The 13,006-nt window shown below is 55.6% G+C and carries 12 protein-coding genes and 2 tRNA genes; 6 read left to right on the top strand and 8 right to left on the bottom strand.

The window, feature by feature from the left end; translation table 11 throughout:
• Nucleotides 1-32: 32 nt before the first annotated feature.
• The 5 genes from yigB to lptM are packed head-to-tail and all read right to left on the bottom strand — an operon-like array spanning nucleotide 33 to nucleotide 3,415.
• Nucleotides 33-749, bottom strand: a complete 717-nt coding sequence (gene yigB, locus AC2FAP_RS23270; protein WP_014172133.1) for a 5-amino-6-(5-phospho-D-ribitylamino)uracil phosphatase YigB — start codon at nucleotides 747-749, stop codon at nucleotides 33-35.
• Nucleotides 749-1,651: a tyrosine recombinase XerC gene (gene xerC, locus AC2FAP_RS23265; RefSeq protein ID WP_063215712.1), complete on the bottom strand. Its 903-nt coding sequence runs from the start codon at nucleotides 1,649-1,651 to the stop codon at nucleotides 749-751. The genes yigB and xerC overlap by 1 nt, the downstream gene beginning before the upstream one ends.
• Nucleotides 1,648-2,355, bottom strand: a complete 708-nt coding sequence (locus tag AC2FAP_RS23260) for a DUF484 domain-containing protein (RefSeq protein WP_014172135.1) — start codon at nucleotides 2,353-2,355, stop codon at nucleotides 1,648-1,650. Before AC2FAP_RS23260 ends, xerC begins: the two co-directional genes overlap by 4 nt.
• A complete protein-coding gene (dapF, locus tag AC2FAP_RS23255) occupies nucleotides 2,352-3,176 on the bottom strand; it encodes a diaminopimelate epimerase (RefSeq protein ID WP_020882883.1) in 825 nt (274 codons plus the stop codon). The genes AC2FAP_RS23260 and dapF overlap by 4 nt, the downstream gene beginning before the upstream one ends.
• A 35-nt stretch (nucleotides 3,177-3,211) precedes the next feature.
• Nucleotides 3,212-3,415: an LPS translocon maturation chaperone LptM gene (gene lptM, locus AC2FAP_RS23250; protein ID WP_025202779.1), complete on the bottom strand. Its 204-nt coding sequence runs from the start codon at nucleotides 3,413-3,415 to the stop codon at nucleotides 3,212-3,214.
• A gap of 135 nt (nucleotides 3,416-3,550) precedes the next feature.
• On the opposite strand from lptM, the gene cyaY reads away from it, so the two are divergent.
• A complete protein-coding gene (gene cyaY, locus AC2FAP_RS23245) occupies nucleotides 3,551-3,871 on the top strand; it encodes an iron donor protein CyaY (protein WP_449541873.1) in 321 nt (106 codons plus the stop codon).
• Between the two features lie 43 nt (nucleotides 3,872-3,914).
• On the opposite strand, the gene cyaA is transcribed toward cyaY, so the two are convergent.
• Nucleotides 3,915-6,458 carry a class I adenylate cyclase gene (gene cyaA / locus AC2FAP_RS23240; RefSeq protein ID WP_014172138.1) on the bottom strand — a complete coding sequence of 848 codons (2,544 nt, stop codon included), beginning with the start codon at nucleotides 6,456-6,458 and terminating at the stop codon, nucleotides 3,915-3,917.
• 346 nt (nucleotides 6,459-6,804) lie between these two features.
• On the opposite strand from cyaA, the gene hemC reads away from it, so the two are divergent.
• From hemC to AC2FAP_RS23215, 5 genes are all read left to right on the top strand, one after another.
• The gene (gene hemC / locus AC2FAP_RS23235) at nucleotides 6,805-7,746 is read left to right on the top strand and encodes a hydroxymethylbilane synthase (RefSeq protein WP_032669623.1); all 942 of its coding nucleotides are present in this window, start codon (nucleotides 6,805-6,807) and stop codon (nucleotides 7,744-7,746) included.
• A complete protein-coding gene (gene hemD / locus AC2FAP_RS23230) occupies nucleotides 7,743-8,483 on the top strand; it encodes a uroporphyrinogen-III synthase (RefSeq protein WP_014172140.1) in 741 nt (246 codons plus the stop codon). The genes hemC and hemD overlap by 4 nt, the downstream gene beginning before the upstream one ends.
• A 21-nt stretch (nucleotides 8,484-8,504) precedes the next feature.
• Nucleotides 8,505-9,698, top strand: coding sequence for a uroporphyrinogen-III C-methyltransferase (gene hemX / locus AC2FAP_RS23225; protein WP_014172141.1), 1,194 nt, complete (start codon nucleotides 8,505-8,507; stop codon nucleotides 9,696-9,698).
• Between the two features lie 2 nt (nucleotides 9,699-9,700).
• Entirely contained in the window at nucleotides 9,701-10,900 is a 1,200-nt protein-coding gene (hemY, locus tag AC2FAP_RS23220; protein WP_032680089.1) for a protoheme IX biogenesis protein HemY, read from the top strand.
• Between the two features lie 169 nt (nucleotides 10,901-11,069).
• Nucleotides 11,070-12,281 carry an MFS transporter gene (locus tag AC2FAP_RS23215; RefSeq protein ID WP_449541874.1) on the top strand — a complete coding sequence of 404 codons (1,212 nt, stop codon included), beginning with the start codon at nucleotides 11,070-11,072 and terminating at the stop codon, nucleotides 12,279-12,281.
• Between the two features lie 507 nt (nucleotides 12,282-12,788).
• Here AC2FAP_RS23215 and AC2FAP_RS23210 read toward each other — a convergent pair.
• Both AC2FAP_RS23210 and AC2FAP_RS23205 read right to left on the bottom strand, forming a co-directional pair.
• Nucleotides 12,789-12,865 (bottom strand) — tRNA-Pro (locus AC2FAP_RS23210).
• 44 nt (nucleotides 12,866-12,909) lie between these two features.
• A tRNA-Leu gene (locus AC2FAP_RS23205) sits at nucleotides 12,910-12,996 on the bottom strand.
• Nucleotides 12,997-13,006 lie beyond the last annotated feature (10 nt).

The following is a 13,006-nucleotide window of genomic DNA, read 5'->3' as shown; positions in this document are numbered from 1 at the left end:
AACCCTGTTAATTTATACAGAACAATTGATGATTATATCAGCGTCGTGAGGGATGCCAACCGTGAAATTTCCACGTGCGGCAGAAGACGACTGTCCGGCGTTGTCATCAGGTCAGCGTTTTCCGGCTTGATCCAGCAGGCCTGCATGCCGCAGCGGATCGCCCCGGCCACGTCCGTGGTCAGGTCATCACCCACATGCAACATTTCGCCGAGCGGCAGGTTCAGTTTTTCCGCCGCCAGGTGATACATATCGTTAAACGGTTTCGAGCGCCCGTGCGGGCCCGCGCGCAGCACAAACTCAAAATAATCGCCAAGACCAAACAGCTCAGGCTGGGCATTGCCATTGGTAATCGCCACCAGCGGCCACTTCTCTGCCAGCGCGGCCAGTGTATCGTGGGTTTCCTGTGGCACATCAATACGGCTACGCCATTTGGCGAAGTTTTCCATGGACGCTTCAGCCCCTATCGCCGCATCACGCGCGCTCATGCCAACATTCAGCATCGCCTGTTCAACCGCACGTCGACGCCATTCGGTCACGTCATGGTAAATGTCCGGCTCGGTCTCCCGCAGGGACTGACGCAGCTGCTGGAAGTCCTTGTTCTGCATCGTCTTCAGCGCCGGGTGATAATTCTGCACAAACGCCAGCGACTCCTGCTCGGTACGCAGGATCACCTGGCGGTTATCATAAAGGGTGTCATCAAGGTCAAAGGTAAGGGCTGATATCTGACCCAGTGGGCGGTAAAAACGCATTATTTCCCCCGTTTGGCGCGTGGATGCGCCGCGTCATACACCGAGGCAAGGTGCTGGAAGTCTAAGTGGGTATAAATTTGGGTGGTGGACAAATTCGCGTGGCCGAGCAGTTCCTGCACGCCGCGCAGATCGCCGCTTGATTCAAGCATGTGGGTCGCAAAAGAGTGGCGCAGCTTGTGCGGGTGAACATGGCTGTTCAGCCCCTGTTTAATGCCCCACTCCGCAAAACGCTTCTGCACGTTACGCGCCGAGATCCGCTTGCCGAGTTTCGACAGGAACAGCGCCTCTTCTTCCGCGCCAAACAGCCCGCGCAGGTCAAGCCAGTGCTCAATCCAGGCGACAGCGTTGCGACCAATCGGCAGGCGGCGCTCTTTGCTGCCCTTGCCCATCACCCACACTTCGCCGGTGTCCAGATCGAGATGTTTTATATCGAGATTGACCAGTTCTGACAGACGCAGTCCGGCACCGTACATCACCTCCAGCATCGCGCGGTCACGCACCGCCAGCGGATCGTTAAGATCGATATCCAGCAGGCGATTGACATCATCGACGTCGATATTTTTAGGCAGATGACGCGGTGCTTTTGGCGTGGCAATGCCTTTCGCCGGATTGGCTTTAAGGCTGCCCTGGCTCACCAGCCAGTCGAAGAAACTGCGCAGGGCAGAGAGCCTGAGCGCCAGACTCGCCGGGCCTAACCCTTTCCTGCGGCTACGCACGACGACGCCACGAACCGTCGCAGCGTCACATTGTTGCCAGCTTTTCAGGCCGATTTCATCGGCAATCTGCATGATGGCATCAAGCTGACGCTGATAGTTCAGCAGCGTTATGGGGCTAAGCTGACGTTCAACCCCCAGGTAGCGCAGAAATCGCGTGACGTCAGTGGCAAGAAGTCCGTCCGTCATACGCGCTCAATCCAGCGCTCCAGCAGCTCAGGCAGCATCAGGGCGATCTCCTGCAACAGGTGCGTACCTTGCCCCTGCTCATAGTGATGCGCGTCGCGACTGGTAAATAACATCACGCCTAAGTCGCCATCGCGCCCCATCAGTGACATGGCCACCGAGCCAATCGCTTTGGCTTCTGGCAATACCACCAGCAATTCTGGTCCGTTCAGCGGCCCCAGATAATGATGTTGATGACCCAGGCGCTGAATACGTAGCGGCTCAAACGCCTGACGGCTCAGTGCCAGATGGGTGAAACCAGACGGTGCACCAATGCGCCAGCGGTCGGGGAAGAGACGAAGGGTTGCGCCTGCAAGCCCCAGTTCTCGCGCCCAGCGGTGGAAACGGCTGAGAAACTCGTCAAGGCTGTGGGCCGAGGCCAGACGCGCCTGCAGATGCAGCAGTCGATAGAACAGGCTTTCGTTATTGTTCGCCTGTTCCATGAGCAGCGTCATGTTCTCTTCAAGCTGATTGATGTGGTTGCGCGCGCGAGCCATATGCCATTCGACCAGCGACACGGTCCCGCGCACCGGATGCGGCACCCGCATCTGTTCGACAAGACGTGCATTGCGAATAAAAAACGCGGGATTGTTCAGCAGATAATCAACAACAGCACTGTCGTCCAGTTCCGTCACCGTTTCCTGCAGTTCTTCCCCTGGTTGCTTCATAGATGGATAAACCCGTCATAGACATGTACCGCCGGGCCAGTCATAAACAGCGGATGACCCGGTCCTTTCCAGGCGATATCAAGACGACCGCCTGGTAACTCCACGCGAACCTCTTCTGCCAGTAACCCCTGAGCGATGCCGACGGCCACTGCCGCGCAGGCACCGCTTCCGCAGGCCTGGGTTTCGCCCGCGCCGCGTTCATACACCCGCAGACGGATGTGTTCACGCTTCACCACCTGCATAAAACCAATGTTCGCGCGTTCCGGGAAGCGTTCATGGCTTTCCAGCACCGGGCCGAGGGTTTCAACGGCGGCGGTCTCCACATCATCAACCTGAATCACGCAGTGCGGGTTTCCCATCGAGACGACGCCACACAATACTGTCTGCTCTGCCGCACGCATAATATAGGTCTTTTCCGCTTTGTTTGCGCGAAACGGCACGGCGGAAGGTTCAAAGTTCGGCTCGCCCATATTCACGCGAACCAGATCGTCATCGGTGACGCTGAGCACCATGCGACCATTCGCGGTACTGACGCGGATATCGCGCTTGTTCGTCAGCCCTTTCAGGCGGACAAAGCGGGCAAAACAGCGCGCACCGTTGCCGCACTGGGAGACTTCACTGCCGTCAGCGTTAAAAATACGGTAGTGGAAATCGAGGTCAGGATCGTACGGCGGCTCAACCACCAGCAGCTGATCGAACCCCACGCCCAGATGCCGATCCGCCAGGCGGCGGATCAGTTCCGGGGAGAAAAAGACATTCTGCGTTACCGCGTCGACGACCATAAAATCGTTGCCAAGGCCATGCATCTTAGAGAACTGCATCATTCGCTCCATTGCGCGGGTACAGAACGTAATCGTCAGAGATTAACCTGAGTCGGACCACCATTATTGCCACGATCGTTCGTGTCTGGCGTGGAAGACTCAATACCGCTTTGCACAGGTTTCGTCGGCGGCGGCGCCGTTTTATCCGCTGGCGGGAAGTAAAGCGGTCCCTTCAGTCCACAGCCCGTCAGACTAAACAGCGTGATGAGAACGGCAAGCGTTCGGAAAACGTTTTTCATTATAAAGTTGCCCGTAAGTTCAAATCTGTTTCTATCATCGCAGGAGAAGACACAAAAGCAAGAGTTTGCCGCTTTCCTGCAACGGGAATTATTTAGCGTTATACTGCCGGCATCACGAAAAACAGGAACAAAACCATGAACGACAGTGAATTCCATCGCCTTGCAGACACCTTATGGATGACCATCGAAGAGCGGCTTGACGACTGGGACGGCGACAGCGATATCGATTGTGAGATCAACAGCGGCATTCTGACCCTGAGCTTCGAAAACGGCAGCAAAATTATTATTAACCGCCAGGAGCCGCTTCACCAGGTCTGGCTGGCCGCCAAACAGGGTGGCTACCATTTCGATCTGAAAGAGGGCGAATGGGTGTGTGACCGTAGCGGCGAAACGTTCTGGGACCTGCTGGAACAGGCGGCGACCGCGCAGGCAGGCGAAGACGTGCGTTTTCGTTGAGTCTGTTTTGCCCGGTGGTGCGCTGCATACCGGGCAAAAACTGTCAGGAGAAATACTGCTGCAACAGAGGGGTAGTGTCCTGGCTGGCGGGAACCGCTGGCGTAACGGCCTGCGTACGGAACGGAATCACCTGCGAACGTCCGTCTACATTCACAATCTGGTAGAACTGTGGCAGGTTAAAGTTGATGAAGCTGGAGCCGTAGGTAAAGCGGTCATGTGAGGACGAATAGAAGCGGCTGACGTCGCGCACCAGTTCCTCTTTACTGCCTTCACAGTGGTGATAAACCTCAGCACGGTTCGTCTCATCCAGGATGTAGATGTTGAAACCGGCGTCGTCACCCGACTCTTCAAAGAAGAACTGAATAATCCCTTCGCTCGCAAAGCCATCCACGACCTGTGGCAGTTTCACGTGGTTGGTTTCCACCTGCACTGACAGGCCATGCAGCTTGTTGTGCGAAATGGCGCCGTAGAACTCGATGGCGTTTTCCAGCTTCTGTACTGAAACATTCAGGCGCTCGAAGAACAGGCCCCAGGTCTGTCCGGAGACGCGCAGCGCTTTAAAGCGACCGGTTTCCTGACGGGTACTGGAGAGGCGCAGTTCGATGCACTCTGAAACCAGCTGCTGCACGCGGGTACGGATCAGACCGCGCAGATGCTGGCTATAGCAGAACACCTCAACGCTGTCCGGCGGCGCAGCGTCCTGGTGCATCTTGCCGAGAATCGTTTTCAGCGCTTCGATCATCGCCTGCTCGCCGTTGAAGTGCAGAGTACGCACTTCGTTCCACGAGTTGCGGTACAGCAGGTCTACGCTGCCCACCAGGCAGTTTTGCTGCTCGCCAAAGCTAAAGACATCCAGCTTGCGGAAATCAAAATGGACCACCTGATTGCGGAAGGCCGCCGTCGGGTCATATTCCAGGTTGACGATGATCGCCAGATGGCGAATTTCACACGGGCTGTAGAGCGCTTTTGGCGTCGGCGCCGGCAGACGCAGCGGGAAGTGGTGGGAGACATCCGCCACCATCTCCTGCAGTTTGGCTAAATCGACAACCTCGTTGCCTTTGATAAACAGCCGGGTACGCGAGGTCAGCAGGCCGTTGAACCAGGCCCAGGCTACCAGCTTGTTCAGGTAGCGGTTATATTCCAGCGGCTGATGGCTGATGATCGAGTCCATGCTTGGCGCACGGTTGTACAGGTACCACCCGGTGCGGTTTGCGCGGCCCGGCGGCACATAGATAAAGGTCAGGTTCGGTTCTGACAGGTCCGGTGAAATCTGCGGGTTAACCAGCGTGACTTTACCCGGCAATGCTTCAAACGCCGCATACAGTTTACGCGTCAACACCCCGATGTCCTGCGGGCTGGCGGAAACGCTGAGATTGTTACGACGCGCAAAGCGGATAAGGTTGCGGTAGCTTTGCATCATGGCATCGAGCAGTTCGTTGTGCGCTTCACGTACCTGATCGATTTTCCAGTTGGCGCGGTTATCAAGCATCGACAGACGTTCTTCGTCCCATCCCCACTCTTTAACCAACTGACTGACCACTTCACGACGCCAGCCTACACATGCGCGTTCGCGGCTGAGTTTTTCACAGACTTTGAGATAGAAACATCGACGCACCAGATCGAGACGCGTGGTGTCATCAATGGCTTTCAGGTATTCGGTGACGCGTTCAAGCATCATGCAGTAAGCATCCAGCCCGTAGGAGACAATTTCTCCGTCGTGCAGACGCTGTTTGATATCTTTCGCCAGCAAACGCGGCGTGGGGTATTCCCAGGAATAGGCTTCCAGCAGCAGGGTTTTCAGCACGGCCTTATACGGCGAATCAATGCTTTTATAGAGCTGCCAGAGGCTCGCGCCAAAGTACTCTTCGGCGGAAAGCGAACTGAGGCCACCCAGATCCAGCCATTCATTTGGTGTCAGCACTCCCTGGGAGTACAACGACATTACGTAATCGTCGTAATGCTCTTCTTCGTCGCACGGCACCATATTCCAAAGAATACGCTTACCGGCCAGGCGAACGGCAGTACGGTAAAACTCGTCCAGCAGTAAGATGTGCTGGGTTGAGCCGCAGTCTTCACCACCCAGACTGCCACTTTCGTTATGACGGAAACGGTTTTCATCAATCAGGAAGAAACTGACTTCTACGCCAAGCGACGCGGCCCAGCTTTCCAGCAGGCTGCACTTTCGCTGCAGCAGCTGACGCTCGTCGTTATCGAGCCAGGACTGATGACAGACCCAGATGTCCAGGTCCGAAGAACAGCTTTGCCCAACCGAGGAGGTGCTGCCCATGGTGTAAACGCCAGTAATCGGCAGTTCACCTTTCGGTGATTCCTGCGGCGGCATGCCACGGTAGAGTTCAAGTTCGGTCAGGTAGTGTTGTTGGGTTTCATCAGGCGTGAAAAGACAGATGCCTCTGGGAACGTTACCGTCAAGGTAGCCAGGCATCAGCGGATGGTGATAGTGCAATAATGTCGGCAGAAGACTGTATACCTGCTGGAAAGCAGGGCCCATAGCAGCAAGCGCGCGATCGACACGCAGTTGGTTTATGGCATCCAGTCTCTGTTTCAGAGTCTCAATATAGAGGTACAAGACGTATCGCCTGATGTTTCCGGGTGTCGCACGCTATTCAAAACAGAAATAACAGCGGACCCGCAGTATTACAAAAAGAGAACCGTTACCTTTTTTCGCCCTTATCATTATGGTGGTACCGACGAAAAAATGGTCTAAAACGTGATCAATTTAACACCTTGCCGGTTGACCGTAAAGAAAGATGCGCTACATACAGTGTAGCACCGTTCTGTACGTGTAAATTCCTTAATACGGCTGTGGCTGACGAGAACCCCGCCCTGTCCCTCTCTTCTTCATCACCGTAAAACTGCCATCCCACAGTCAACAATGTTAGGATGGTTAGCGATTGATAATGACGGTAACAAGCATGTTAGACAATGTTTTGAGAATTGCCACACGCCAAAGCCCTCTTGCGCTCTGGCAGGCACATTATGTTAAGCAGCGCCTTGAAGCCTGCCACAGTGGATTGTGCGTAGAGCTGGTGCCGATGGTCACGCGCGGTGACGTGATCCTTGATACGCCACTGGCTAAAGTGGGCGGCAAGGGCCTGTTTGTCAAAGAACTGGAACTGGCATTGCTTGAGAACCGCGCCGATATCGCCGTACATTCGATGAAAGATGTGCCCGTCGAGTTCCCGGAAGGGCTGGGGCTGGTGACCATTTGCGAGCGTGAAGATCCGCGCGATGCGTTTGTCTCCAATCACTATGATTCGCTCGATGCGTTGCCAGAAGGCAGCGTGGTTGGCACGTCCAGTTTACGTCGTCAGTGTCAGCTGGCAGAACGTCGTCCGGACCTGATCATTCGTTCGCTGCGCGGTAACGTTGGTACGCGTCTGAGCAAGCTGGATAACGGCGATTACGATGCCATTATCCTCGCGGTTGCGGGTCTGAAGCGCCTGGGGCTGACGTCGCGCATTCGCGTCGCGTTGCCGCCTGAGCTGTCGCTGCCGGCCGTGGGTCAGGGTGCCGTCGGCATTGAATGCCGTCTGGATGATGAGCGTACCCGCGCGCTGCTTGCCCCGCTGAACCATGATGAGACCGCTATCCGCGTTAACGCCGAGCGCGCCATGAACACCCGCCTCGAAGGAGGGTGTCAGGTGCCGATTGGCAGCTATGCTGAATTAATTAACGGTGAACTGTGGCTGCGAGCGCTGGTTGGCGCACCGGACGGTTCACAGATGGTCCGCGGCGAACGTCGCGGTAAAGCGCAAGATGCCGAACAGCTTGGCGTGTCGCTGGCAGAAGAGCTGCTGGATAACGGCGCCCGTGAGATCCTGGCTGAAGTTTATAATGGAGAACCCCCTGCATGAGTATTCTTGTCACCCGCCCTTCTCCCGCAGGAGAGCAATTAGTGAGCCGTCTGCGCGCACTGGGGCAGGTGGCCTGGAGTTTTCCGCTCATTGAATTCTCCCCCGGTCGGGAGCTGTCCGCGCTTGCCGACCATATGAATACCCTCCAGCAGGGCGACTTGCTGTTTGCGCTGTCGCAACATGCGGTGGAATTTGCCCAGGCGCAGCTACAACAGCAGGGGCTTAACTGGCCAACCGCCCCTCACTATTTTGCGATTGGTCGTACAACGGCACTGGCGTTGCATACCGTAAGCGGAACAGACGTTCGTTACCCGTTAGATCGGGAAATCAGCGAAGTCTTGCTACAATTACCTGAATTACAAACTATTGCCGGAAAGCGTGCACTCATTTTACGCGGTAACGGCGGGCGCGAACTGTTGGGTGAAACGCTGCGGGAACGCGGGGCTGAGGTCACGTTCTGCGAATGCTATCAGCGTTGTGCAAAACATTACGATGGTGCGGAAGAGGCGATGCGCTGGCATATGCGCGGCATTACGACCCTGGTGGTGACCAGCGGTGAAATGCTGCAGCAGCTCTGGTCGCTGGTGCCCCTTTGGTATCGTGAAAACTGGTTACTCCACTGCCGGCTTCTGGTCGTCAGTGAGCGTCTGGCGAACCAGGCCCGGGAACTGGGCTGGCAAGATATTCGGATCGCTGATAACGCTGACAACGATGCGCTGCTGCGCGCATTACAATAACTCTCATAATGGGAAGCCATAATGACGGAACACGATAAATCCTCCGCCGTGGTTGAAGAGACCAGGGAGACTGTGGACATCACGCCGCAGTCAGAAACGACTGAGAAAACCGTTGAGAAGAAGAACGGCAGCAATAAAACCAGCCTCGCGCTGAGCGCGATAGCCATCGCCATTGCGCTGGCCGCAGGCGTTGGCCTCTATGGCCTGGTGAAACAGCAAGGTTCCAGCCAGACGGCGACCAACGACACGCTGGTCAATCAGCTTACCGCCCTGCAAAAAGCGCAGGAGACGCAGAAAACTGAACTGGAAACGGTGATTAAACAGCAGTCCGCGGCGCTCGCTGAGGCGAACAGCAAACAGGAAGAGCTGACCAAACAGCTGGACGACGTGCAGCAGAAAGTCGCCACGATTTCCGGTACCGATGCCAAAACCTGGCTGCTCTCGCAGGCCGATTTCCTGGTGAAGCTGGCCGGACGTAAGCTCTGGAGCGATCAGGACGTCACCACCGCCGCCGCGCTGCTGAAAAGCGCTGATGCGAGCCTGGCAGACATGAACGATCCGAGCCTCATTACCGCGCGTCGTGCCATTACCGAAGATATCGCCAGCCTCTCTGCCGTTTCGCAGGTGGACTACGATGGCATCATCCTGAAGGTCAATCAGCTTTCAAACCAGATTGATAACCTGCAGCTGGCGGATAACAACGACGATGACTCCCCGATGGATTCTGACGGCACCGAGCTTTCCAGCTCCCTGAGCGAATGGCGCGTGAACCTGCAAAAAAGCTGGCAGAACTTTATGGATAGCTTCATTACTATCCGCCGCCGTGACGAAACCGCCGTTCCGCTGTTAGCGCCGAATCAGGACATTTATCTGCGCGAAAACATTCGCTCCCGCCTGCTGGTGGCGGCCCAAGCCGTACCGCGTCATCAGGAAGAAACCTACAAACAGGCGCTTGATAACGTCTCGACATGGGTACGTGCTTACTACAATACCGATGATGCCACGACCACGGCTTTCCTCGATGACATTGATAAACTGAGCCAGCAGAACATCACCATGAACGTGCCGGACAAGCTGGAAAGCCAGCCGATTCTGGAGAAACTGATGCAGACGCGCGTGCGCAACCTGCTGGCGCAGCCGGGCGTTCCGGCAGAACCTCACGCCCAGGCCCCTGCCGCCGCGCCAGCGCCTGAAAGCGCGCCACAAGGAGAGTAATGATGCTTAAAGTACTCTTACTCTTCATCCTGCTGATCGCCGGGATCGTCCTGGGGCCGATGCTTGCTGGTCATCAGGGTTACGTCCTGATCCAGACCGATAACTACAACATTGAAACCAGCGTAACGGGTCTGGTGATCATCCTGATCCTCGGTGTGGTGGTGCTCCTTGCGGTTGAGTGGATCCTGCGCCGAATTTTCCGTACCGGTGCGCATACGCGTGGCTGGTTCGTTGGCCGTAAACGCCGCCGCGCCCGTAAGCAGACTGAGCAGGCACTGCTTAAGCTGGCCGAGGGTGACTATCAGCAGGTTGAAAAGCTGATGTCGAAAAATGCTGACCATGCCGAACAGCCGGTGGTGAACTATCTGCTGGCCGCCGAGGCAGCGCAACAGCGGGGTGACGAAGCCCGCGCCAACCAGCATCTGGAACGCGCGTCAGAACTATCTCCGAAAGACCCGATTCCCGTTGAGATCACCCGCGTTCGACTGCAGCTGGCCCGCAACGAAAACCACGCCGCACGTCACGGTATCGACCGTCTGCTGGAAGTCTCGCCACGCCACCCGGAAGTGCTGCGTCTTGCCGAGCAGGCCTATATTCGCACCGGTGCCTGGGGTTCACTGCTGGATATCATTCCGTCGATGGCCAAAGCCGACGTCGGTGATGATGAACATCGTGATGAACTTCAGCGTCTGGCATGGATTGGCCTGATGGATCAGGCGCGTGCCGATCTCGGCAGCGATGGCCTGAAAACCTGGTGGAAGAATCAGAGCCGGAAAACGCGTCAGCAGGTTCCGTTGCAGGTTGCGATGGCAGAACATCTGATTGAATGTGACGATCATGACACGGCGCAGGAGATCCTCCTCGACGGACTGAAGCGACAGTATGACGATCGCCTGGTTATGGTGATCCCGCGTCTGAAAACCAATAACCCTGAGCAAATTGAAAAAATGCTGCGTCAGCAGATTAAAGCCGTCGGCGACCGTCCACTGCTGTGGAGTACGCTGGGCCAGTCGCTGATGAAGCACGGTGAATGGCAGGAAGCGAGTCTCGCCTTCCGTGCAGCGCTGAAACAGCGTCCGGACGCGTTTGACTACGCGTGGCTTGCCGATTCGCTGGATAAGCAGCACAAGCCGGAAGAGGCTGCCGCCATGCGCCGCGATGGGCTGTTATTAACGCTGCAAAATAATGGCAGCCAGCAATAAATAACAAGGAGGCCAGACGGCCTCCTTTTTTTATTCCCCTTCGCCTGCTACATTCTTTACCACATCATCTAAAACGAACCCGCCAATGTAACGACGTCTTTTCATTAACTTTTTTCCATACACGCGACGAGTGCCGCGTGGACTGAATCGTTTTTGAAAGGAAATCGTCATGAACACCCTTTTGTACGCGCTTATTGAAGCGCTGCGCTGCCACCGCTGGCTGCGCCTGCTGGCCTGTGCCTTTATCTTTACATCACTGGGAAATGGCGTAACCCAGGTGGTGGTCTTCGGCTTACTGTTAGCATGGTCCGCCCCGCCCGCGCTGCTTACCCTCGCCTTTCTTTTCGCCACGCTACCTGGCTTTATCGGCAGCCTCATCAGTGAAAAGCTGTGTGTACGCTATTCTCCGATACCCCTGTTGATACTCACCGAGGGGCTTGGCTTACTGGCCCTGCTCTTTCCCCTGCTCGGCGTGCACTATCACAGTATCCCTGCGTTACTGGCCGTGCAGTCCACCGAAGCACTGCTCAACGGGATGAGCTGGCCTGCGCTGACGCTGCTCTTTAAACGCGGACTCAGAGAAGCAGAACTGCCTGCCGCAACCTGCCTCGAGAATGTGATTTTTGCCGCTCAGGTTTTGTTAGGCACCGGACTGGGGATGGTACTTTTCCAGAAGATCGCCATCCTCGCCTTGCTGGCCATTGATGCCACCAGCTTTCTCGGATCGCTGTTCATGCTCTGGCTGGCAGGTCGTGTATTTTTAGCGCCCACACTGGCAGTCCCCACTGAAGAGAAAGCGCCTGCGGCTTTACGCTGGCAGATGTTGACCATCCGGCAGAAACGCAGTTTGCTGATTTTGCCTGCGCTGGCCGCCGTCGGTTCACCGGCCATGGCGCTTCTTCCGGCAATGGCACAGCAGATCCATCCTCAGGATGCAGCCAGCCTTGCTTTGCCACTGCTTTTTGCAAGAAGCATGGGACAACTTTGCGGTCCCCTGCTGCTAAAAAGAGACAGCCTGACGCGTTTTGCAGCACGCACGCCACGGATTTTACTGTGTCTCGGCATCTTCCTTGCTGCGTATGGGATGCTCCCGCTGTTGTCAGGGTGGATGGCATGCGCGCTGGGGATGATTTTTGTCGCACACCTGGCCTCAAATGTTCTCTTTGCGGCTGGCACATTTGCCGTACTCAGCAGTTTTCAAACCACGCACATGGCTTCGGCCAGCAGTAAAGCCTGGCGCTGGCAAACGCTCAGTGCCTCGCTTTTCACCGGTATTGCCGCGATGGCGGCGGCAGGGTTTGGCTCCATACAGGCGCTTTACAGCGTTTCGTCAGCCGCTCTGATTCTGGTCGCCCTGATCATGTACGTTTACCGGGAATAAGGCATAAAAAAACGCCTGCTATAAACGCAGGCGTTAAAACAGGTCTGTAAGACAACATATTTGGTGCTTCACTCAACGTTATGCCCATGGTGTCTGATGAGGCCGAAGCGACATCTGTCAGTGGACGATAAGCACCGTAAATGGCTCTGCGTCATTCCTGAGTTTATGAGGCACTAAGGCGAACATAAGAGATGGAATGAGCATCTACACGTATATTATTGCACGTAACGTGCCAACTTGACACGCAGAACTTTTACATCGCGCAACATTTTAAGATAAAAGGAAATTATGTTGTTGAGCGGTATCTTAGACCCTACAACCTGCTGATAAACACGACGAAATGTCGTCTGGAGGAGACACGAAAGCCGCCAAATTATTATATCTTTTACTTTCAATGTGTTATGTGTCGCTGAATCGCGACAAGGAAGCCGGCTGTTGTCGTGGAATCACTACAGAGGAAAGAAAGGCGCAGAAAACAAAAAACCCCGCCGAAGCGGGGTTCAAAATTGGTCGGCGAGAGAGGATTCGAACCTCCGACCCACTGGTCCCAAACCAGTTGCGCTACCAAGCTGCGCTACTCGCCGATGTACTGCTTTTTGAATTTTTAGTTCAATTCATTAAAAAGTCGTGGTGCGAGGGGGGGGACTTGAACCCCCACGTCCGTAAGAACACTAACACCTGAAGCTAGCGCGTCTACCAATTCCGCCACCTTCGCAATTCACAAC

This window comes from Enterobacter cloacae complex sp. 394I7, assembly GCF_057320345.1.
The sequence above is the reverse complement of the archived record's forward strand: the minus strand, read 5'-3'. Positions and strand labels throughout refer to the sequence as shown.